Source organism: Streptomyces sp. NPDC031132 (genome assembly GCF_055570595.1).
Map to the genome: position 1 here is coordinate 102,469 of NZ_JBVIGX010000003.1, position 24,095 is coordinate 126,563.

Annotated in this window: 6 protein-coding genes and 2 pseudogenes; all 8 read right to left on the reverse strand. The window is 71.1% G+C overall.

Going from position 1 to position 24,095, the window contains the following annotated elements; genetic code table 11:
- Positions 1-29: 29 nt before the first annotated feature.
- Positions 30-1,262 carry a glycosyltransferase gene (locus ACZ49B_RS06265; RefSeq protein WP_468300947.1) on the reverse strand — a complete coding sequence of 411 codons (1,233 nt, stop codon included), beginning with the start codon at positions 1,260-1,262 and terminating at the stop codon, positions 30-32.
- A gap of 6 nt (positions 1,263-1,268) precedes the next feature.
- Complete coding sequence (locus ACZ49B_RS06270) at positions 1,269-2,981, reverse strand: ArnT family glycosyltransferase (RefSeq protein WP_468300948.1); 1,713 nt, start codon at positions 2,979-2,981, stop codon at positions 1,269-1,271.
- Positions 2,978-4,303, reverse strand: coding sequence for a glycosyltransferase (locus ACZ49B_RS06275; RefSeq protein WP_468300950.1), 1,326 nt, complete (start codon positions 4,301-4,303; stop codon positions 2,978-2,980). The genes ACZ49B_RS06270 and ACZ49B_RS06275 overlap by 4 nt, the downstream gene beginning before the upstream one ends.
- 237 nt (positions 4,304-4,540) lie before the next feature.
- Positions 4,541-6,612 (reverse strand): annotated as a pseudogene (locus tag ACZ49B_RS06280) (thioredoxin domain-containing protein).
- Between the two features lie 688 nt (positions 6,613-7,300).
- Positions 7,301-7,936: a helix-turn-helix transcriptional regulator gene (locus ACZ49B_RS06285; protein ID WP_468300952.1), complete on the reverse strand. Its 636-nt coding sequence runs from the start codon at positions 7,934-7,936 to the stop codon at positions 7,301-7,303.
- Positions 7,937-8,406: 470 nt separating this feature from the next.
- The gene (locus ACZ49B_RS06290; protein ID WP_468301553.1) at positions 8,407-10,479 is read right to left on the reverse strand and encodes a HelD family protein; all 2,073 of its coding nucleotides are present in this window, start codon (positions 10,477-10,479) and stop codon (positions 8,407-8,409) included.
- 57 nt (positions 10,480-10,536) lie between these two features.
- The gene (locus ACZ49B_RS06295) at positions 10,537-12,114 is read right to left on the reverse strand and encodes an MFS transporter (protein WP_468300954.1); all 1,578 of its coding nucleotides are present in this window, start codon (positions 12,112-12,114) and stop codon (positions 10,537-10,539) included.
- Between the two features lie 545 nt (positions 12,115-12,659).
- A pseudogene (locus ACZ49B_RS06300) lies at positions 12,660-24,071 on the reverse strand (SDR family NAD(P)-dependent oxidoreductase); the annotation flags it as partial.
- Between the last annotated feature and the right edge of the window lie 24 nt (positions 24,072-24,095).

The window sequence follows — 24,095 nt, forward strand, 5'->3', positions numbered from 1 at the left end:
CCCTTCTGTTCTCGTTCTGCGCTTGCGGCTCAACTCCTGGTGGTGCGTGCGGCACGACGTGTGCGTGTGCGCGTGCGCGTCGTGCGCGGCAGGTAGACGAGGGCCTCGGTGGCCGCGAACCGCAGGACGAAGGTCGTGACCAGGGCGAGGGCGGTGGCGGACAGCACCTCCATGCCGAACCTGCCGACGAACAGGGCGATCAGCGGGATGCGCAGCAGCAGGTCGGCATTGGCCAGCACGGCGAAGCGGCCGATCCGGTCCGCCCAGTGGCGGTGGCGGCGCCGGTCGCGGAAGAGCAGGGTCTCGATGAGGGCGAAGTTCCAGAGCACTCCGGCCTGATTGGCGGCGATCTCGGCCGGCAGGTAGTGCATCCCCGCGTGCGTCAGCAGCCACAGCGCGAACAGGTTCGGGACGAAGCCGGAGAGCCCGATCAGCCCGAAGCCGATCATCCGGGCCAGCGGGGTCGCCGAGCGCAGCGCGGCCAGGTGTGCCAGGAACCGCATCCCCTCGCGGGCGCCGGACTTGGACGCGCCGGAGTAGCGGTCCTGGAAGACGAACGGCACCTCGGCGACCTTGGCCGGGCGGCAGCGCACCGCCAGTTCCAGCAGGATCTTGTAGCCGAGGGGTGTGAGGGCGTCCGCGGTGACGGCCGCGCGGCGCATGGCGAAGAAGCCGCTCATCGGGTCGCTGATCCCGCGCAGGGCGCGCGGGAAGAGCCCCTTGGTGAGCCAGGTGGCGCCGCGCGAGACGGCGATGCGGTAACTCCCGGCGAGTCCGGCCCGGCTGCCGCCGGGGATGTAGCGGGAGGCGACCACGAGGTCGGCGCCGGTGCGTTCGCCCTCGCCGACGAGCTCGGGCACCAGGTGCGGCGGGTGCTGGAGGTCGGCGTCCATGACGACGATCCAATCCGTCCCGGCCCTCTCCTCACCACTGGCCAGCACCCCTTCGACGACGGCGCCGCCGAGGCCTCCGACCGCGCTCTCGCGGTGCAGGACGGAGACCGGGAAGGGCAGGTCGAGGGCGGCCTTCTCGATGACGGCCGGGGTGTCGTCCGTGGAGTCGTCCACGAACAGCACCTCGCAGGGCAGGTGGGCGGGGAGCGAGTCGGCGAGCCGGCTCAGCAACTCGCCGATGTTCCCGGCCTCGTTGAAGGTCGGGATGATGAGGGTGACGCTGCCCGCCACCGCCTCCCCCTCCCCCTCATCCGGAATGGAAAATTCCGAATCGCTCGGGGCATGCGGGGTCCACAGGTCCTCGCTCATGGCGGATCAGCTCCCGTCGGCTCGGTCGGTCCTGCGGATCTCGATGCGGTCCTCGCCGGAGCCGAAGACGGCCACCGCGGTCGAATGCTCCAGCGCCGCCTTCACGTTGGGCAGGTCCACCGCGTCCCGGCGGACGGTGGGCGAGGAGACCACGTAGTCGATGTCCCGCCAGCCGCGCGGCAGCGTCTTGGTGACGGCCGGGTCGAGATCGGCCTTGTAGAACCAGATGGCGCCGAGCCCGGGCTCGAAGCCGTGGTGGACGGCGTCCAGCCAGAGCGCGTCGTCGACCAGGACCCGGGTGCGCCCCGGATCGGGGACCTCCCGGCCGAGCCAGGCCGCGGCCGCCCGGTACGGGGCGTTCGCGTCGGCCGTGAGCGCGGTGCGGTTGCCGTCGTACCAGCGCGGCAGGACGTACACCGCGGCGGCCGCGGCGAGTACGCCGATCAGCACCCGGCGCCCGTACGTCAGGGACCGGCGCTCCCCCGGCGCACGGCGGCGGCGCAGCACGGCGTGCGTGACGCTGGCCGCGCCCCCGGCGAGGACCAGCGCGAGGAACGGCAGCGCCTGGATCACGTACATCGCCGGCAGGTAGCCGGAGGGCCGCAGTGCCACGGCCGCGAGGAGGGCGGCGGCGAGCGCCGGGCCGGCGAGCGCGCGGGCGGTGACCGACCAGCGCAGGGTGGCGAGCAGCAGGAGCGCGCCGGCCAGCCCGCCGAGCGGCAGGACGGTGTCGTAGTACAGCCAGGACCGGAACACGCCGTTCGAACCGGAGCCGGGGGTGAGGATGAAGCCGGAGCCCGGCCGGCTCATCTGGTACGTGATGCCGTCGATCAGCGAGACGTGCCCGGCGCCGGGCAGCAGTTCGCTGTTGAGCAGCGCGAACAGCGGGTACGAGAGCCCGATGAGCGCGCAGGCCGTGACGGCCCCGGTGACGGCGAACTTGCGGGTGTCGCGGTGGCTGTGGCGCCACATCGTCACCAGCAGCGCCGGGAGCACCACCAGCATCGTCTCCTTGGTCAGGACGGCGGTGGCGGCCGCGAGTCCGGACCCGAAGTGGTGCCACAGGTGGCGGCTGGGGGACGCGGCCAGGCAGAAGGCCAGCAGCATCCACATCACGGCGAGGTTGTCGAGGAAGATCTCCCGCTGGAGCACGACGGAGAGCGGGGAGAGCCCGAAGAGCGCCATCGCCAGGCCGGCCGCCCAGCGCGGCAGCCACAGCCGGCGCGCGAGGACGTAGATCAGCACGGAGCTGACGGCCGAGACGGCGACCATCGAGAAGCGCATCGGCGCGACGGTCATCCAGTCGGGCACGAAGAGGGAGGGCAGGTACGTCAGGCCGGCTATCTGTATCCAGCCCAGCGGCGGATGGTCGTACCAGTACGTGTAGTGCGCGAGGCCGTCTCCCTGCTGGACGGCCCACGCCTGGGCGAGATACGTGCCCTCGTCGTCGCTCAGGGTCGGGAAGTGCGTGATGTTCCAGCCCTGGACGAGGACGATCGCGAGCAGGACCACCCCGCAGAGCAGCAGGTCGGGGCGCGAGGAGCGGAAGCGGACGAGGGGGTGGGCCGGGGCGGGCGGCCGGACCCCGAGACCGCCGCGGCTGCCGGGGCTGCTCGGGCCGCGCTGGGCGGGGACGCGGGGCTCGGCAACGGTCGTGGCGGCGGTGGTCGCGGTGGCGCCGGGCTGGGGATCAGTGGCCGTGGGCAGGGTGGCGGTCACTGGCGGCTGTCCTCTCGGATCGCGGTGGACGCGCCGGCGGTGGAGACCCCGGCGGTGGCGCTGATCGGAGTGAGGTGGGCGCCGGTGTGGCTGGTCAGCTCCCACTCGTTGCGGCCGCGCTGCTCGCGCCAGACCGCACGGATCGCGGCGCCCGCCAGCATCACCTGGTAGAACGGGCCGCCGACGACGAGCTTGAGGTAGTGCACGAAGCGGACGCGCAGGCCGTACTGGCGGCCGAAGTCGTGCAGGCCGACGATCTCGAAGACGAACGTCACCATCGCCGTGATCATCGGCAGGAACGTGACGATCGCGACGCCGACGGGCACGTCGAGGAAGACCGCGACGGCGAAGTTGACCGGGATGATCACCCCGGACGCGGCCTGCATGAACGGCGTCATCAGCGTGTAGCGGGCCAGCCAGCGCTGGCCGCGGCCGGGCAGCTGCTGCCAGTCCTTCTTCCGGTAGACCTGGAGGAAGCCCTGGTTCCAGCGGGTGCGCTGCTTGAGCAGGCTCATCAGCGAGCCGGGCGTCTCCTCGCGGGTGACCATGTCGGAGTCGTACGCGACGACCACCTTCTTGCCGACGGAGGAGAGCCTCACGCCCAGGTCGCAGTCCTCGGCCAGGCAGTTCTGGTCCCAGCCGCCGGCCTCGCGGAGCACCTCGGTGCGGACGAAGACGGTGTTGCCGCCGAGCGGGATGAACCCCTTCTCGGCGTGGAGGTGCAGCCGGGAGCGGAACCAGAAGAAGTACTCCAGGCAGTTGCGCAGGCTGTACCAGCTCGAGTGGAAGTTGATGAGCTGGACCCCGCCCTGGACCACGTCGGCCGCGGTGGATCGGAAGGCGTGGTCGACGTGGGCGAGCAGCTCCGGGTGGACCTGGTCCTCGGCGTCGAAGACTCCGACGATGTCGCCCCGGCAGTGCGGGAGGGCGGTGTTGAGCGCCTTCGGCTTGTTCTTGGTCTCGTGGTGGTCGACGACGACCCGTACGCGCTCGGGCGCCCCGGCGGCGGCCGCCTCGGCGACGGCGGCCGTCTCCGGGTCGTCGTGCCCGACGATGACGATGATCTCGTAGTCGGTGTGGCTCGATTCGAGGAGCCGCTCGATCGTGTGCTGCAGGACCGCCTGCTCGTGCCGGGCCGGCAGGAGGAGCGAGAAGGCCAGCCGGCCCTCGCCGTCGGGGCGGTCGAACCGGGTGGAGGCGAGCGTCTCGGGCGTGCGCCACGCGTGCATCTGCCACCACAGCGTGAACGCGGCCATCCAGAACAGCGCAAAAGAGATCACAGATATGACGACAGAGGTGTACAAAACGTCCCCCACAGACATGCCGCGACACCAGGCGGCGATCGGCAAACCCCCCAGGGGATCAAGGCGGGCCCCCCGGCCCGCCCGCCCCTGCTTCCCCCTCGGGCGCACCCCCCAGTGCGCTGTTCCGGCGACTCCCCAGCGACTCCCGAAGACACGAGACTAGGCAGCAAAAACGAAACTCAGGAGCTGCGCAGATGAAAAATGCGTTTCCGAACTTGCCTACAGGTAACCGGAATTGACGGCACTCCCGCAGATTCAGGGACGAACTGCACCCAACTGCTCGGCAAGCTCGACCGGATCTGTCGTAGGCCGCGCGCAGACGAAATGTCGACACACATACGCCGTGGGAAGGTCGCGTACGAGTGTGCGCTCGGCCAGCAGGGGGAACTCGCCCCCGCTGCCGTCGGCCGCCCGCGGCAGACCGACCGCCACCACGGCCCCGGGAGCCGTCCCCAGCAACGCCGCCCGGTGCAGCCCGGCCAGAGCCGGGTCCTCCGGATGCCCCACCACGGCCACCTCGCGCGGACCGTCGAGCAACGCCTCCGCCACCGCGAGTCCGTGCCCGATGAAGCGCGGGACGCGCGGACCCAGCGCGTGCACCACCCCGAGCGCCCGCTCGGCCGCCGTGCGGTGCGCCTGCGAGCCGGTGTGCGCCGCATACGAGAGGAGGGCGCCGGCCGCGGCCGTCCAGCCGGAGGGAGCCGCGGTGTCGGTCGGGTCCTGGGGGCGGCGGATGAGCTGCTCGGCGTCGTGCGCGGTGTCGTAGAGGGAGCCGTCCTCGGCCGTGAACTGGTCCAGGACCAGATCGACGAGGAACCCGGCGAACTCCAGCCAGACCCCCTCGCCGGTCACGGCCGCCAGCGCGAGGAAGCCCTCGGCGACGTCGCCGTAGTCCTCCAGCACCCCGGCGTTGGCGCCGACGCGCCCGTCCTTGCTGGTCCGGGCCAACCGGGCCCGGCCGTCCATGTGCACCCGGACGAGGAGGTCCGCGGCCTCGGTCGCCCGCTCGACCAGGTCCGGCCGGTCGAAGTACGCCCCGCACTCGGCGAGCGCCGCGATCGCCAGACCGTTCCAGGCGGCGACGACCTTGTCGTCCCGCCCGGGCGCGGGCCGCACGGCGCGCGCCGCGAGCAGCCGCTCCCTGATCCCGGCCATCACCCCGGCGTCCACGACGGGCCCGTCCTGCGGCAGCTGGAGCACGGACGCGCCGTGCTCGAAGGTGCCCTCGTCCGTCACCCCGAAGTACGCGGCGGCCAGCGCCGCGTCGTCCTCGCCGAGCACCTCGGCCAACTGGGCGGGCGTCCAGGCGTAGTACGCACCCTCGACGTGCCGGCCGGTCAGCGGATCCTCGCTGTCCGCGTCGAGCGCGGAGGCGAAGCCGCCCTCGCTGGTGCGCAGCTCGCGCACCATGAAGTCGGCGGTCTCGAGCGCGACGCGCCGGGCGAGGTCGGAGCCGGTGGCCCGCCACAGGTGGGCGTACACCCGGCACAGCAGCGCATTGTCGTAGAGCATCTTTTCGAAGTGGGGCACGACCCACTCCCGGTCCACGGAGTACCGTGCGAACCCGCCCCCGAGCTGGTCGTAGATTCCGCCCCGGGCCATGGCCTCGCAGGTGTCGGCGGCCATCTGGAGGGCCCCCTCGGCCCCGGTGCGCGCGTGGTGGCGCAGCAGGAACTCCAGCACCATGGACGGCGGGAACTTCGGGGCCCCGCCGAATCCGCCGCGGACGGCGTCGTACTCCCGGGTCAGCCCGAGCAGCGCCTGCACCAGCTCCTCGGGGCCGGGGGCGCCGGCCTTGCCGTAGTCCAACTGCCGCCCGGTCAGGTCCCGCACGATCCGCTGCGCGACGTCGGCCACCTCCTCGCGCCGCCCCACCCAGGCGGTCCGCACGCCCTCGAGGACCTGCATGAAGGAGGGCATCCCGTGCCGGGGCTCGGGCGGGAAGTAGGTCCCGAAGTAGAACGGCTCGGTATTGGGGGTGAGGAACACGGTCATGGGCCAGCCGCCCTGCCCGGTGGCGGCCTGCACGGCCTCCATGTAGACGGCGTCGACGTCGGGCCGCTCCTCGCGGTCCACCTTGACGTTGACGAAGTGCTCGTTCATGTAGGCGGCGGCCAGCTCGTCCTCGAACGACTCATGGGCCATGACGTGGCACCAGTGGATTATCAGAAGCCTAAGTGACAGGACGCATAGCCCACACTCAAGAGGATGGGCACGTCCCGCCGCTTCGCTTCTGTCATCGCCTCCTCTCCCCATGGCCACCAGTCCACTGGATTGGAGGCGTGCTGGAGCAGATAAGGCGACTGGGAGTTGGCCAGTCGATTCATATCGGCATCGTCGCACGATCTGGAGGCTCCGGCCCTGCAATCGAGGGTCAGACCCGGGAGTGACAGGGTGCACACCGTACGTAACCGAGGGGAAGCATCCCCCACGCCCCGGCGGAGGAGACGGGCCCGAGCGGGGCCCTCTTGATCGCGTACTGGCGCATCTCCGGCGACCGGCAGAAGCACGACCGCAGGACGGCGGCTGCGTCGTCCCGGGCGGCGGCAAGGGCGTCGCGAACCCGCACCGACGCAACGAAGAGAACGCGGCTCGCCGCGGAGCGGTCATCGTCCACCGCCAAACCGCCCGATGGTCGACACGCAGATACAGCGCTTGCTCCTGGCGAATCCGACCGAAGGAAAGCCGGCTGCGGCAACGGGCCGACAAGTTGGCCGAACTGGAAGAGCAATGGACCGAAAAGGTCGCTGCGACGGGAACGCGCGCAGTTCGAGTCGGCCTCCCAGGCCGAAAGAAAAGTACCGGGCGATGTGGCTCGAAAGTGGCCGGCCGGAGAACAGGACCTCGACCAACAGCGCAAAGTGTCGTTCGAGGTATTCGCCGCAATCAAGGTACGGCCGGGACGGAAGGGCAACGAGTCGCCCGACCCCAAAAGATTCGTTCCCATCCGGAATCAATGACGGCTTGCGCGTCAAGCAGTGGAAGTTCGCACGACTTCGCCAATGGGTTGACACGTCACATGACGAGGAACCCCGACTCTATGGCCCGAACAACCGCAAGAGTCCGATTTGGGCAGTTGAGCTTGGCCAAAATAATACCGACCGTGCGCTTGACCCCATGTTCAGAGATGGTCAGCGATCGAGCGACCTGTCGATTGCTCAGCCCCTCGGCAATCAGGCGCAGTACCTGTTGTTCACGTGCCGTCAGTGCAATCATCGACGCGCGCTTCGAGGTGGTGTCATCACCGTCCTGGCCGGGCGCCGTCACGGATCGTCGCGCCAGGGTCGCCGACACGTGGAACCGTCCGGCCTTCACGTCGACGATCGCTTCGCGCAGGGTCTCGGGGCGGAGATCCGCCCAGTCCAGGAAACCGTTGGCATGATCGACCCAGGTTTGCTCGACAACGTCTGCCGGATCCACCAGGATCAGTACATGTATGTTCTGAATGCGCAGCTTTTCGGCGGTCTCGTCGGGCAAAGCCCCCAAAGCATTGCCGGCTGAAATGATCAGCTGGCCGTTGCTGAATGTCGCGAGATCTTCGATATCCGCGATGGATTGCACTGCCAACTGGATGCCGAGCGAACGAAGCATTCCCTCGATACTGTATCGACGAATGTCATCTTCGATGATCAGCGTTATCTCGGTCTGCAACAGGGATCGCCCCGCTTGCGGGGAAGCTCGCCTGCCAGACATGTCAGGCGCCAAGTGGTCTGCCTGACTTCCGTAGTATTCGTGGTTTCCGCTGCCCGAAATCGGTTGCAGCGTCAACCTACCCTTCACGCTACCCATATCAGTGATCCCCCGTCAGCCATATCAGCGATCCCCCCATTTTCTCGCATTAAAATCTGGAAGGTTCGACTCCTGATAGATGAGCATGGCACGGAGTTGCGGGCAGTGTCCACTCCGAACTAGCCACCGCGTGATGGGCTGTTGGTGGGCGGGGAATAGGAAGAGGTGCCTGCTGACCTGCAATGGCGGGAGTTCCTACGCTTTCACCACGCCCAATCGACAAGGCATCTCTCAAGTGAGAGTCGAGCACAGGCCCGCGGAACTTTTTGCCGCGTTCGATGACCCCGATCTGAGCCGGGTGCGCCCGCGGCGACGACGCGGGCGCCGAGCCGTCAGGCGGGCTGGACGGTGATGGTGCAGAGGCGCTTGGTGGCCCGGGTCAGGGCCACGTACAAGTCCCTTTCCCCACCGGGGCGGTTCGTGATGATTTCCTCGGGGTTCATGACGACGACCCCGTCGAATTCCAGGCCGCGCGCTTCGGACGCCGGCACGATGCGTGCCTGGTGAGCGATGCCCCGGGCCGTCAGTTCACCCACCCGGGTGTCCGCGCAGATCACTCCCAGGAGCTCGCCCGGGTGCGCGGCGCTCTGGGCGCGGAGTTCCTCGACGACGGCGGTGACCGACCCGTCCGGAGGCGTGGTCACGGTGCGAGGGCTCTCACCGCTTCGCAGTGACCGCGTGGGCTTCTGGTCCGGAGCGATCCGCGTGAGCAGGTCCCGGACGCTCTCCAGGATCTCCTGGGTCGTGCGGTAGCTGACGGTCAGGTCGTGCAGTTTGAACCGCGGTCCGACGTGGGGGCTCAGTGCTTCCTTCCAGTCGCGTGCCGTCGCGACCGGGCCTGCCTGGGCGAAGTCACCCACCAGCGTCATCGACCTCGACGGGCAGCGGCGGACGATCATCCGCCACTGCATGGCGGTCAGTTCCTGCGCCTCGTCGACGACGACGTGCCCGTACGTCCGCTCGGGGGGGCCGTCGACCAGGCTCGCCGCCTCGTCCAGCAACGGCACATCGGCATCGGTCCACGGGTCGTCCGGACCGCGCAGCAGAAGGGACCGCTCCTGCGCGGTCAGGCGGGGCAGGTGCTCGGCGAGAGCGTCGGCGTTCGTCAGGAGCGCCTTCACGAGGTCACCGGGTATCAGCCGCGGCCACAACGCCTCGACCGCTCGGTCGACGCCGGCGTCGTCGAGGAGATCGGCCCGGATGGCGTCCAGGTCCAGCTCGTGGACGGGGCCCGGGTCGGCCGCACCTTCGACACGGCGCTGGGCGGCCCCCGTGAACCGGTCGAGGTTGAGGCCCGTCACCCTTTCGGTATCGGCGTCGATCTGCTCCAGGAGGTCCCCCATGTCTCGTTGCATCGCGTCGGTGACGGCGTCGACCAAGAGCTCTTTGAACACCTGCCGCGCGGGGTTGTGCCCCGGTACGGCTGCCACGGCGGCGTCGCGGGCCGCGGCGACCTCGTCGCCGGGGAGGTGAAGCAGTTCCTGTCCGACCCGCACGGTGAAGTCACCGGCGGGGGCCTGGTGGACGCGCAGCAGGCCGGTCAGGGCGTCGGCGAGGTCGCAGCCGCCCTTGAGGCGCGCCGTGTCGAACGGGCCCACCGCGTTGGGAGACACCCCGGCCAGTTCCCGGCAGGTCGCCAGAACGACGTCGTTCTCTCCGAGCGAGGGAAGGACCTGGGAGATGTAGTCGAGGAACCGGGCGTTCGGGCCCACCACCAGGACGCCCTCCTCCGCGGCGCGCGGGAACGCGTACAGGACGTAGGCCGCCCGGTGCAGGGCGACCACCGTCTTGCCGGTGCCGGGCCCGCCCTGCACCACGGTCACCCCGCGGTGGGTGGAGCGGACGATCTCGTCCTGCTCGGTCTGCAGCGTCGCGACGGCCGCGTGCATCTTGCCCGTACGCCGTGCCGACAGAGCCTCGGTCAACGGGCCGTCCCCCACGACGTCCTCGTCGGTCGGGGCGGTCCCGTCCAGCAGTTCGTCGCTCACCGAGATGACCGTGCGCTCTTCCAGGCGCAGGTGCCGACGCCGCCGCAGGTCCATCGGGTGGACCGGTGTCGCCTCGTAGAAGGGCCGCGCCGCGTTCGCGCGCCAGTCCACGAGGAGGGGCAGGTCGTCCTCCTCCGTCTGCAGCCCGATCCGCCCGATGCGCAGGGCGGTGCCGTCCGTCCAGTCGATGCGCCCGAAGACCAGCCCCTTCTCGGCGCCCTCCAGTCGGCCGATCTCCTTGGACAGGCGCTCGGCGGCGATTTCCCTCTCGTACGCCTCACCGGCGCTTTCCGCCGGGGCCTTCAGCACACTCGCGCGCTCTACTCGTGCCTCGGAAATCCGCTCGGTGAGCAGCTCGTACAAGGAGGACACATAATCCCGCTCCGATTCGACCGCACGCACCGCGGGATCATTCATTTTCGACAACAGGCGTCTCCTTCGATTCGAGTCAAATCCCCCAAAAAAGACAGCCCGTCACACGGTGGATCGAGGCTCGGCGCTGCGGGCCTCTTCGTGGTCCGGCTGCGGTGTCGGGGGCTTCTTCTTTCCGGCAGCAGGCAAGGTGATCAGCAGCACGGCTGCTCCCAGGAGTGCGATGGCCGCGATCCAGCCCGCGCCGACGTGCATGGCATGGATGAACGCATCGTCGGCAGCCCGGGCAAGAGAGGGCTGGTGGAGGGCGGCGGCGACGTGGCGGGCCTGTTCGGCGGAGACCCGCGCCTGCTCCTGCGCCGGAGCGGATGCACCCTCCAGCGAAGGTTCGATCGCACGTCGGTACGTGATCGACATGATCGTGCCGCCCACCGCGATTCCGATCACACTGCCGGTTTGCCGCACGGTGTTGGTGACGGCCGACCCTGCACCGGCCTGTTCCAACGGCAGGTCGCCGATCAGTGCGGCCGTCACGGGGCCGATCACCATGCCGACCGAGAGGCCCTGGACCAACAGCAGGATCTCGATCCAGGCGAGTGGAGTTTCGAGTCCGAGGAACGCGTACCCACCCATGGTCAGCGCAGCCACGGTGAGCGCCGGCACGGCGACGAGGCGTAGCGGCAGACGGCGCACCAGGCGCGAGGCGAGGGGCGCCCCCGCGAGCGCGCCGAGTGCGGTCGGGATGTTGGCCAGACCCGCCTTCATCGGTGAGAACCCGAGCGCGCCTTGCAGGTAGAACGCGTTGTAGAAGGTGATGGCGGCCACCCCGAAGAGCAGCAGTCCGAGCGCCACGTTGCCGCCACCGAAAGCGCGTTGCGCGAACAGCCGCGGATCAAAGCTGGGCACCCTGATGCGCAGTTCGACGAGTACGAAAACGGCCAGCAGAACCAGACCGACGACGATCGGCACCCAGACGTCGGCACGACTCCACGACGCCACCTGCCCCGCCCGGATCAGCCCGTAGGCCAACGCCACGAGCCCACTGATCGACAGCAGCATTCCAGCGGGGTCCAGCGGTCGCCGTGTGGGGCTGCGGAAATTCGGAACCAGCACGGCAAGCCCGACAAAGGCCAAGGCCGCGACCGGAACATTGATCAGAAAGACCGAGCCCCACCAGAAATGATCGAGCAGGAAACCCGCCAGCACCGGGCCGGCAGCCATTCCGACACCGGCCGACGTCGAGAAGATGCCGATCGCGGCAGCCCGCGAGGGGCCGGTGAAGGTCCACATGAGGATGGCCATCATGGCGGGCGTGATCAGCGCGCTGCCCACACCCATCGCAACGCGAGCTGCGATCAGCTGGGCCGCATCGCCTGCGTACGCCGCCCACAGCGAGGACGCGGCGAAGATCACCAGCCCACTGGAGAAAACGGTCCTGTGGCCGAACCGATCGCCCAGTGCGCCCGCGGTGAACATCAACGTGGCGAAGGCCAGGGTGTACGCACCGGTCGCCCATTGCAGCTGACCGGGATCGGCCCCCAGTCCACGGACCGGATCCGCAAGGGTCTCCAGCGTGGTACTCAGGACGGTGTTTTCTATCCAGATCAGCAGTGAACACAGCATGAGAATGGAAAGAATTAACTGCTGCCTGGATTTCGGCAATGCGGGAGGCACGGTCATGAACACCTTCGGATATCGGTGGGCGGAGACTTGGCCGATGGGAATATAGGCAACCTGGACAACGCTGTCAAGTTTGGATTTTCCCGCCAAAACCGTTGCGACCGAGCGGACTGTATGCCCTTGCTGGATTTGCGCACCACGCAGGTTTATGCCTCTGACGGATTTGCGAGTCGAAGAATTTCACTTCCGGATGGTTGCGACCGAGCGGATTTCATGTCTCCGGGGCCGTCGCGTCGCATCGCCCGTGGGCGTCTCGGGCAGGGATGTCGGGTTCACGTGGTTTGTCCAGCACCTTTGTGCGTACGGGACCGGCGCCGCGGGACACCGCCGAAGGAGCGGAACGCGATCGGCTTCTCCACCCGGGCACCGGATGCGCCGGGAGAACTCGACCGATTCTCCAGGGCGCGCCCCTGGAGAATCGACCGATTCTCCAGGGGCATGCCTACGGGGAATCGACCGATTCTCCAGGAAGGCTCTAGGCTCGCACGCCGCACTTTTCCAGGGTTGTCATGTTTCCTCGTTCCTCGGATCTGACGGTTCGGACATCAGTGGCCGCTGAGCGAATCGAGCCAGCGCCGCAGGTGCGCGGCGGTCTGTGCGACCTGTTCCTCGATGATCGAGAAGTGATCTCCCTCGACGTACTGGGCCGGTCCACGGTGTTGCCAGTCGGGGACGGGGTCGACGTCCCCGAAGCTGCTCAGCGTCACGGTGGCCCGCAGGTTCAGCGTCGGCGCGGCGATCGACTTGGCCTCGCGCTCGGGATAGATCCGCACGTAGCCGCCCATGGAGACGAGGCCGTGGTCGTCGACGGGGGTCAGTGCGTTGTCCCGGGACAGGATTTGCCCCAGCGCGTCGGTGAGCACGAGGCGGTTGAGTTCGTGGTCTTCCGGGGAGTAGGTGTCGATCATCGCGACGCCCGCGAGCTCGCCGCCGCCGTCCTCGAGCCGCCGGGCGACCGCATGGGCGAGCGCACCACCGGCCGAGTAGCCGATGAGCGCCACCGGGCCTCGCTCGAGTTCCGATGCGACGGAGGCGGCGAGGCTGTCGATCGCCGCTGCCCATGTCGCCGGCAGGTCGTCGCCCGCGCGCATACCGGGCAGCCGCAACGCACTGACCTGCCGCTCGCCGCCCAGTTCGCGAGCCAGGCGGGCGAACTGGTGCGGTCCCGATCCCGCCAGGAACGAGGGGATGCAGATCAGGGCCGGTGCCGCGGCGCCGCGGGCCAGGAGCTGCGAAGCAGCCGGACGCCGTGCGGCGGCCTCGCCGGCGCAGTACGTGGTCATCAGGGCCGAGCTCGCCGTCAGCAGGGGCATCGCCCCCGCCAGATCACCGCGGCGGTGCGCCGCCGACACCAGGTCGGTGATCGTGCCGCGCACACCGGCCGGTGCCTGCTCGACCACGCCGGTTCCGGACTCCTCGATCAGCGATCGCACCAGCTTCGCCACATCGGCGGCGGTCGGGTGGTCGAAGATCAGCGTCGACGGCAACGCCAGCCCGGTCAGCTGTGCCAGCCGGTTGCGGAATTCGACGGCACCGAGGGAGTCGAAACCGAGCTCGGTGAACGGCGCGTACGGGTCGATCGCGTCGCCGGACAGGTGGCCGAGGACCGCCGAGGCGACGTTGCGCACCTCTCGCAGGACCACACCGTCGCGGTCGGCGTCGGGCAGGCCCGCCAGTTGCCGCGCCAGGCTGACACCGGTGCTCGCTGCGGCCTGGGGAACCCGGACCATGCCGCGCAGAACCGCGGGCAGTGTGCCGCCGCGCGCCAGGCCGGTGAGCGCCACCGTGTCCAGCAGTGCCGTCATCGGTGTCGCCCGATCGGTCGCGAGTGCGTTGTCGAACAGCGCCATCCCGGACTCCGGGTCGATCGGGACCAGGCCCAGCCTGGCCCGGATCTGGCGGGCGTACTGCTCGGCGCCGTCCCCGCCGAGTATCCCTGCCATGCCGACGGTCCACAGTCCCCAGGCCAGCGAGTGCGCGGGCAGGCCCGCGCTGCGCCGCACGCGTGCCAGTGCGTCCAGCGCGCTGTTCGCGGCGGCGTAGTTGCCCTGTCCTTGTCCGCCGAGCAACGGCGCCGCGGACGAGAACAGCACGAACGCCGACAGATCCAGGTCGCGGGTCAGCTCGTGCAGGTGCAGAGCCGCATCGACCTTCGGTGCCAGCACCCGTGTCGTCTGCGCGGGGGTGAGGGTGTCGATCGTGCCGTCGTCCAGAACGCCCGCCGCATGGATGACGGCGGTCAGCGGGGCGTCGGTGTCGATGTCGGCCAGCAGGGCCTGGACCGCGGTGCGTTCGGTGACGTCGCATGCCACGACCCGTACGCGGGCGCCGAGGTCGGTCAGCTCGGCGACCAGTTCGGCGGCGCCGTCCGCGGCGCCGCCGCGCCGCGACGTCAGCAGCAGTCGTCGTGCGCCGTGCGCTGCGACCAGGTGCCGGGCGACGATCGCGCCGATGCCGCCGGTGCCGCCGGTGATGAGCACCGTGCCGTGGTCGAACGACGGGGGCAGGCCCGGTTCGGTGGCGGGCAGCGGCTGCAGTCGCGGTGCCAGGAGCCGACCCTCTCGAACGGCCACGTGCGGTTCGTCCTGGGCCAGGGCATCGGCGAGCGACTCGATCGGCAGGGCGTCGCGGTCGTGGTCGACGAGCAGGAACCGGCCCGGGTGCTCGGACTGTGCGCTGCGCACCAGGCCCGCCACGGCGGCTCCGACCAGGTCGGGTTCCTCGCCGGGCAGTCCGGCGGCCGTGCGCGTCACGATCGCGAGCCGTCCGGGGTGCTCGGCGCCCGTCCAGTCCTGCAACAGTGCGAGCGTCGTCAGCACGCCGGCGTGTACGTCCGCCGCGCCGGCACCGGTTGCGCGGGGCGCCGACCACACCACCGTGTCGGGAACATCCTGCAGCGCAGCGAGTTCCGCGAGATCGGCACAGCGTGTCGGGGGCTCGGGGGCCTCGACGGTCGCCGGGTCGCCGAGCACGACGACGCGTCCGGCGTCCGCCTGGGAGGCGGCGGGCACGGCGACCCACTCGAGGTCGAACAGCGGTGCCGCGCCGCGCAGCCGGGCCAGCACCTGCTGCTCGACCGGGCGGACCCGCACCGACTCCATGCTCAGCACGAGGGCGCCGGTCGCGTCGACCGCCTCCACGCACAGGGTGTGCGGTGCGGTGCGGGCGATGCGGACGCGCAAGGCACCCGCGCCGGACCGTGCCAGCTGGACGCCGTCGAAGGCGAAGGGCAGTGGCACCGGGCCGTCGGGCCCGCCCTCGGCGAGAGGGTCGACAGCCGCGTGGAACACCGCGTCCAGCAGTGCCGGGTGCAGTCCGAAGGCGGTGGCGCGCGCTGCGGTGTCGGTGTCGAGCGCCAGGTCGGCGAACACTTCCTCCCCGCGTGACCACGCGGCGCGAACCCCCTGGAACACGGGGCCGTACCCGAAGCCGAGGTCGCCGAGTGCGCGGTACACCTGCTGCCCGTCGACCGGATCGCCCGCAACCGGAGGCCACGCCTGGGACCAGCCCGGCGCCGCGGTCGGCGCGGCGGGCGTGAGCAGGCCACGGGCGTGCAGCACCCAGGCGTCGGCGGCGCGGGCGTGGACGGCCACGGTCCGGTGCCCATCGGCGTCGGGTTCGCCCACGGCGAGCTGGATGTCCGCGGCACCGTCGGGCGTGAGAACCAGCGGCGCCTCGAGCACCAGTTCCGCCAGGCGCGGCACGCCGAGTCGGGCACCGGCGGCCAGAGCCAGTTCCACGAATCCGGTACCCGGCATCAAGACCGTGCCGAAGACGGCGTGGTCGGCGAGCCATGGGTGCGTGCGCAGCGAGAGCCTGCCGGTGAACAGCCACTCGTCCTTGCCGGCGAGCTGCACCTGGGCGTGCAGCAGCGGATGCTCGACGGAGTCGGCACCGGCGAGCGGCGCAGCGGCCTCCGCGGGCAGCAGCCAGAATCGTTCGTGCTGGAAGGGATAGGTGGGCAGCGTGATCCGTGCCTGCGGTCGAGCTCCGAAATAGTCCGCCCACCGCACCGGCCGGCCCGCACCGTGCGCGGCTGCCAGCGCGGCGACCAGCTGCTCGGGTTCGGCGACCGTGCGACGGGATCCCGCGACCACCGACGCGCGCTCTGCGAGGTCTGTCGGCAGAGCGGCGCGGGTCATGGTCGTCAGCACCGCGTCCGGGCCCAGCTCGACGAACAGGCGCACGCCCGAATCGAGCAGTGACTGCACCGCCGGGGCGAAGCGCACTGCCTCGCGCACCTGCCGTACCCAGTACTCGGGCGTACCCATCGCATCGCCGGCGAACGCGCCGGAGACCGTGGAGCACAGGGGTATGCGCGGCTCGTGGTACGTCAGGCCCGCGGCGACCTCCGCGAACTCGGTCAGCATCGGATCCATCAAGGCGGAGTGGAACGCGTGGCTCACCCGCAGCCTGCTGGTCTTGACGCCCTCGGCCACCAGCCTCGACTCGAGCGCGGACATCGCCTCGGTGTTTCCGGAGAAGACCACCGCGTCGGGAGCGTTCACGGCGGCCAGCGAGACCGCGCCGGCCGCCGGGTCGGCATCGACCGCCGCCAGCAGCTCGACGGCCCGCCGCTCCGGCACCGCGGCGGCCAGCATGCTCCCGCCTGCCGGCAGCGCCCCCATCAATCGACCCCGGGCCGCAACGAGCCGGCACGCGTCCGGCAACGACCACACCCCGGCCACGTGCGCCGCGGCCAGCTCGCCGATCGAATGCCCGGCCAGCACGTCCGGCGTCAGGCCCAACGACTCGACGAGGCGGTACATCGCCACCTCGAACGCGAACAACGCGGGCTGGGCGTACTCGGTGCGGTCCAGCAGGGTCTCGGCAGTCGTGCCGCTCTCAGCGGCCTGCGCGCCGAACATCACGTCCCGCAGCGAACGGCCCAGGTGTGCATCGAATTCCGCGCACACCTCGTCGAGCGCGGCGGCGAAAGCCGGGAACGCCCCGTACAGCCCGGCGCCCATCCCGATCCGCTGCGCGCCCTGACCGGTGAACAGGAACGCCGTCGTGCCCGTCCGACCGGCGCCGTCGGCGATGCCCGGTGCCGACTCGTCGGCTGCCAGGCGCGCCAGGGCCGCCAGCAGCGTCTCCCGGTCCGAGCCCACGACGGCGGCGCGCTGCTCGAGCTGCGCGCGGTGCAGCGCCAGCGTCACCGCGACGTCGGTCAGGTCGAGCTCCGGACGTTCGCGCAGCGCGTCGTGCAGACGGCGCGCCTGGGTCCGCAGCGCGGCAGGCGTCCGCGCGGACAGCAGCAGCGGCAAGGCCGCCGGGCGCGGTGCATCGACCGGCCGCGGCGCGACCGCGGGCGCCTCTTCGAGGATCACGTGCGCGTTGGTCCCGCTGATCCCGAACGACGACACGCCCGCCCGGCGCGGACGCTCCCCGACCGGCCACGGCTCGGCGTCGGTCAGGATCCGTACCGCGCCCGCCGGCCACTCCACGTGCGGCGACGGCGCGTCAACGTGCAGGGTGGGCGGCAACACCTCGTGCCGCAGCGCCTGCACCATCTTGATCACTCCGCCGACACCGGCAGCCGCCTGCGTGTGCCCGATGTTCGACTTCAGCGACCCGATCCGCAGCGGCTCGGCGCGTTCCTGTCCATAGGCGTTGATCAGCGCCTGTGCCTCGATCGGGTCACCCAGCGTGGTGCCGGTGCCGTGCGCCTCCACCGCGTCCACCTCGGCCGCGGTCACCCCTGCGTTGACCAGTGCCTGCGCGATCACCCGCTCCTGGGACGGACCGTTCGGTGCGGTCAAGCCGTTGCTCGCCCCGTCCTGGTTGATCGCGCTGCCGCGGATCACGGCCAGCACCGGGCGCCCGTTGCGCTGCGCGTCGGACAACCGCTCGAGGGCGAGCACGCCGACGCCCTCGGCCCACGAGACACCGTCCGCAGCACTCGAGAACGGCTTGCAGCGCCCGTCCGGTGACAGCGCCCGCTGCCGGGAGAACTCCACGAACAGCAGCGGGGTCGACATGACCGTCACTCCGCCGACCAGGGCCAGCGAAGTCTCCCCGGCGCGCAGGGCCTGCGCCGCCACGTGCAGGGCCACCAGCGAGGAGGAACATGCCGTGTCCACCGTCACCGCGGGTCCTTCCAGACCGAGGGCGTAGGACACCCGGCCGGAGACGACGCTGCCGGCCGCTCCGGTTGCCAGGTAGCCTTCCGCGGCACCGTCGGCGGCATCGCGCGCCGCGTAGCCGTAGTCCTGGTACATGACGCCCGCGTACATCCCGGTATCGCTGCCCCGCAGTGAGGTCGGATCGATACCGGCGTCTTCGAGCGCTTCCCAGGAGGCCTCCAGCATCAACCGCTGCTGCGGGTCCATCGCCGCTGCCTCGCGGGGCCCGATTCCGAAGAAGGCGGCATCGAAATCACCTGCGGCATGCAGGAATCCGCCTTCCCGGGTATAGATCTTGCCGGGTTTGCCGGGGTCGGCGTCGTACAGGCGGTCGAGGTCCCAGCCGCGGTCGCCCGGGATCGGGGTGATCGCGTCGACGCGCCCGGCGATCAGTTCCCAGAGCTGGTCGGGGTTCTCGACGCCGCCGGGATAGCGGCAGCTCATCCCGACGATCGCGATCGGCTCGTCGGCCCTGGCCCTGCCCCTGGCACCGGTCGGGGCGGGGCGCGGTCGCGTCGGCTCCGAACCGTCGACCCGGGTGCGCAGGAAGCCCGCGACGGCGGCGGCGGTCGGATAGTCGAACACCAGCGTGGACGGGAGCTGAACACCCGTGGCGGCGGTCACCCGGTTGCGGAACTCGACTCCGCCGAGCGAGTCGAGGCCCAGGTCCGTGAACGGTGTCTCGGGGTCGATGGCGTCGGCCGACTCGTGGCCGAGGACCGCGGCGGCGATCGCGCGGACCTCGTTGCGGATCAGCACCTCCCACTGATCGGCGGGGGCCTCGAGCAACCGCCGGCGCAACGGGCTGTCGCCGACCTGGCCGCGCGTCGGTACGTGAATCAGGCCGCGCAGCAGCGCGGGCAGCGTGCCGAGCCGGCCCAGCGCGGTGAGGGCGGGTGTGTCGAGCAGCGCGGTCATCAGCACCGGTTCGCCCGTGGTCAACGCGTTGTCGAGCATCTGCATGCCGGTGTCCGGCTCGATCGGGGACAGACCGAGACGCGTGCGGATCTGACGCACCAGATGTTCGGCGCCCGGGTCGTTCAGCACCTCGGCCATGCCGCGCTTCCACAGCCCCCAGGCCAGCGAGTGCGCGGGCAGACCGGCGCTGCGGCGCGCCTGGGCGAGCGCGTCCAGCGCCGCGTTCGCGGCCGCGTAGTTGCCCTGGCCCTGCCCACCGAGCAGCGGCCCGGCGGAGGAGAACAGCACGAACGCCGACAGGTCCATGCCGCGGGTGAGGTCGTGCAGGTGCCAGGCGGCATCGGCCTTCGGGGCGAGCACCCGGTCCACCTGCTCGGCGGTCAGGGTTTCGATGGTGCCGTCGTCGGCCACGCCCGCGGTGTGCACGACGGCGGTGACCGGTGCGTGCGCCGGTACGGATTCCAGCAGCGCCGCGACCGCGGCGCGATCGCTGACGTCGCACGCGGCAACCCGTACGTCGGCGCCCAGCCCGGTCAGCTCGGTGACCAGCTCCTCGACACCCGGCGCGGCGAGGCCGCGGCGCGAGACGAGCAACAGGCTGCGCACCCCGTGCCGGGTGACCAGGTGGCGGGCGGTGACGGCGCCCAGGCCGCCTGCGCCGCCGGTGATCAGGACCGTGCCGTCGCCGAAGTGCCCGGCGGCCGGTTCGAGGGGGGTCGCACGCATCAGCCGCGGTGCCAGCGTGGCGCCGCCGCGGAGCGCGAGCTGTGGTTCGTCCGTGGCGACCGCGGCGGCGATCCGCCGGTGCAGGTCCGCGAGGTCGTTGTCGTCGAGGTCGACCTGCACGATGCGCCCCGGGTATTCCGACTGCGCACTGCGTACCAGGCCGCGGACGGCCGCTGCCGCGGGGTCCGGCGTCTCTCCGGGCAGACCCGCTCCCTTGCGGGTCAGCACGATCAGCGTCGAGTCGGCGCAGGCCGGCTCGGTGAGCCAGTCGCGCAGCACCGCGAGGGCGTCGTGCACGGCGGTGCGGATCGTCGCGGGGACGTCGTCGCCGTCCGCCGGCGCCGTTGCGGGCGACCAGACGACAGCCGCACCGGTGTGGCCCCCTGTCGCGAACGCCGCGACGTCCTCGAACGTCTCGGCGCAGCCCGCGACGGGTCGGCCCAGTGCGACCAGCTGCCGGTCCGGCACCGCTGGCGCCGTCACCGGCGCCCAGTCGACGGCGTAGAGGGGGCTGCGGGTACCGGCGAGAGCGGTCGCGTCCGCGGGGCGGGCGAGCACGGCGTCGATCGACAGCACCGCGGCGCCGGTGGCGTCGCAGGCGTCGATGCGTACCTTCTCGGAACCCGAACGGATGATGCGGGCGCGGACCGCGGTGGCGCCGTGCCGGAACACACGGACGCCGTTGAAGGAGAACGGAAGCGGCAGCCTGCCGTCGGGGAGGTCGTCGGCGAGCACGTCGATGGCAGCGTGGAAGGTCGCGTCCAGGAGCGCCGGATGCACCCCGAAGCCCGCCGCCCGGCCCGCTGTCGCCTCGTCCAGGGCCACCTCGGCGAACACGTCGTCACCACTGGTCCAGGCGGCGCGCACGTCCTGGAAGCTCGGGCCGTAGCCGAATCCCAGGTCGGCGAGCCGGTCGTACAGACGCGTTCCGTCGATCGGCGTGCCGTCGGCCGCCGGCCAGTCGGGGTCGGTCCAGGCCGGCGCCACGCCGTCGTCGGGGGCGAGGGTGCCGGTGGCGTGCAGCGTCCAGTCCGGCTCGCCGGGGTGGGACCGCTCGGTGCCGGTGACGGCACGCGAGTGGATCGACAGGCGTCGACGGCCGGTGTGGTCGGGCTCGGTCACCGAGAGCTGCACGTCCACGGCAGCGTCACCGTCGAACAGCAGCGGCGTCGCCAGGACGAGTTCGTCCACGACCGGCAGTTCCAGGCGGCGACCCGCCGCCAGCGCGAGATCCACGAACCCGGTGCCGGGCAGGAGCACCGCTCCGAAGGCCGTGTGGTCGGCGATCCACGGCTGGTCGGTGGTGGAGAGCCTGCCGCTGAACAGCCACTCGTCGCGACCGGCGAGCTGCGCGGCGACGCGCAGCATCGGATGGTCGAGCGTGGAGAGACCGGCGCGGCCCACGTCACCGAGCGCGCCGTCGTCGGGCTGCACCCAGTAGCGGCGCTGCTGGAAGGCGTAGACGGGCAGGTCGAGGTGGGTGACCGGCCTTCCCGGTGACAGCAGCGCCCAGTCGACGGTCAGGCCCGAGCAGTGGGCGGCGGCGAGCAGCCGCAGGAACTGGCCGACCTCGTCGACACCGCGGCGGGCCCCCGCCGCGACCAGCGAGCGGGACGCCACTTCGTCGGTCAGTGTCTGGCGGGTCATCGCCGCCAGCACCGCGTCCGGACCCACCTCGACGAACCGGCGCACGCCCGCGTCGACGAGTGACTGCACCGCCGGGGCGAACCGCACGGCCTCGCGCACCTGCCGCACCCAGTACTGCGGCGTCAGCAGTTCGGGACCGGCCGGCTCTCCGGACACCGTGGAGCACACGCCCATGCGGGGCGCCCGGTACTCCACCGATCGGGCGACCTGCTCGTACTCGGCGAGCATCGGCTCCATCAACGCCGAGTGGAAGGCGTGGCTGACCGTCAGCCGGGTCGTCTTCACGCCCTCGTCCGCCAGCTGGTCCTCCAGTGCGACGATCGCCGCCGTCTCGCCCGAGAACACCGTCGCCGCGGGCGCGTTCACGGCCGCCAACGAGACCGCCCCGGACTCGAGCAGTTCCAGCGCCCGCTCTTGCGACACCGCGGCGGCGAGCATCGCTCCCCCGGTCGGCAGCGCGCCCATCAGTCGACCGCGGGCGGCAACGAGCCGGCACGCGTCGGCCAGGGACCACACCTCGGCCACGTAGGCCGCGGCCAGCTCACCGATCGAATGCCCGACCACCACGTCCGGGGTCACGCCGAACGACTCCAGGAGGCGGTACAGCGCCACCTCGAACGCGAACAGCGCCGGCTGCGTGTATTCCGTCCGGTCGAGCAGGGCCTTGCGCTCGGTGTCGGCGGCGCTGTCCCCGGCACCACCGGTCCCGCCGAACATGACCTCGCGCAGCGACACCCCCAGCAGGGCGTCGAATTGCGCGCACACCTCGTCGAGGGCAGCGGCGAACACGGGGAACGCGGCGGCCAGCCCTGCGCCCATGCCGAGGCGCTGCGCGCCCTGACCGGTGAACAGGAAGGCCGTCTCGCCGGTGGTGGCGACACCCGACACGACGTGCGGGGACGCCGAACCCGCGGCCAGGGCCGTGAGGCCGGCGAGCAGTCCGGCCCGGTCGGATCCGAGCACCGCGCCGCGCCGACCCAGCTGGGCGCGCCCAGCGGTCAGGACGGCAGCGACGTCGGCGTCATCCGCCTCGGGGTGGCCGGCGATCCAGGTCAGCAGCCGGCTCGCCTGTGCCTGCAGCGCTGTCTCCGACTTGGCCGAGAGCAGCCACGGCGCCGCAAGCGCCGGTCGGCCCGACTCGGACCGTCGTACGACGGCATCCGGTCCCGTCACCGGATCGGCAGCAGGCTCGCGTGGCGCCTCTTCGAGGATCACGTGGGCGTTGGTCCCGCTGATCCCGAAGGAGGACACCCCCGTACGGCGCGGACGATCGCGCTCCGGCCACTGCTGAGCCTGCGTCAGCAGCTTCACCGTGCCCGCCGACCAGTCGACCTCGGGGGTCGGCTCGTCCACGTGCAGGGTCGAGGGCATGACCCCCTCGCGCATCGCCATGACCATCTTGATGACGCCCGCGACACCCGCCGCGGCCTGCGTGTGACCGATGTTCGACTTGAGGGAACCCAGCCACAACGGGTTGTCGTCCCCGCGGGCCCGGCCGTAAGCGGACAGCAACGCCTGCGCCTCGATCGGGTCACCCAGCCGCGTACCCGTACCGTGCGCCTCCACGGCGTCCACCTCGGACGCCGACAGCCGCGCGTTGGCCAGCGCGGCCCGGATGACCCGCTCCTGCGAGGGCCCGTTCGGCGCGGTCAGCTGGCTGCTCGCACCGTCCTGGTTCACCGCGGAACCGCGGATCACCGCCAGCACCCGGTGCCCGTTGCGCTCGGCGTCCGACAGCCGCTCCAGCACCAGCACGCCCACGCCCTCGGCCCAGCCCGTGCCGTCCGCCGACGACGAGAACGCCTTGCACCGCCCGTCCGGCGACAGACCGCGCTGCCGGGAGAACTCCACGTACGTGCCCGGCGTCGCCATCACCGTCACACCGCCGGCAAGCGCCATCGAGCACTCACCCTGGCGCAGCGACTGCGCGGCGAGGTGGAGCGCGACGAGCGAGGAGGAACACGCGGTGTCGACCGTCACCGCCGGCCCCTCCAAGCCGAAGGTGTAGGACAGACGACCCGACGCGACGCTGCCCGCGCTTCCGGTCAGCAGGTAGCCCTCGAAGTCCTCGGGCGCCTGGGGGATCCGGGAGCCGTAGTCGTCGTACATGACGCCCATGTACACCCCGGTACGGGTGCCCCTCAGCGCGGTCGGGGCGATGCCCGCGTGTTCGAAGGCCTCCCAGCCCGTCTCCAGCAGCAACCGCTGCTGGGGATCCATGGCCGCCGCCTCGCGGGGACTGATGCCGAAGAACTCGGCGTCGAACCGGTCCGCCTCGTACAGGAAGCCGCCTTCGCGGGCGTACGAGGTCCCGAGGTGGTCGGGGTCCGGGTGGTACAGGTTCTCCAGGTCCCAGCCGCGGCCCTCCGGGAAGGGACCGACCGCGTCACGTTCGGCGCTCAGCAGCTCCCACAGGTCGTCCGGGGAGGCGATACCGCCCGGGAGCCGGCACGCCATGCCCACGATCGCGATCGGCTCGTGCGCGCGCTCCTCCAGATCCTGCACACGCTGACGGCTCTCCCGCAGGTCGACCGTTGCCCGCTTGAGGTAGTCGCGAAGTTTCTG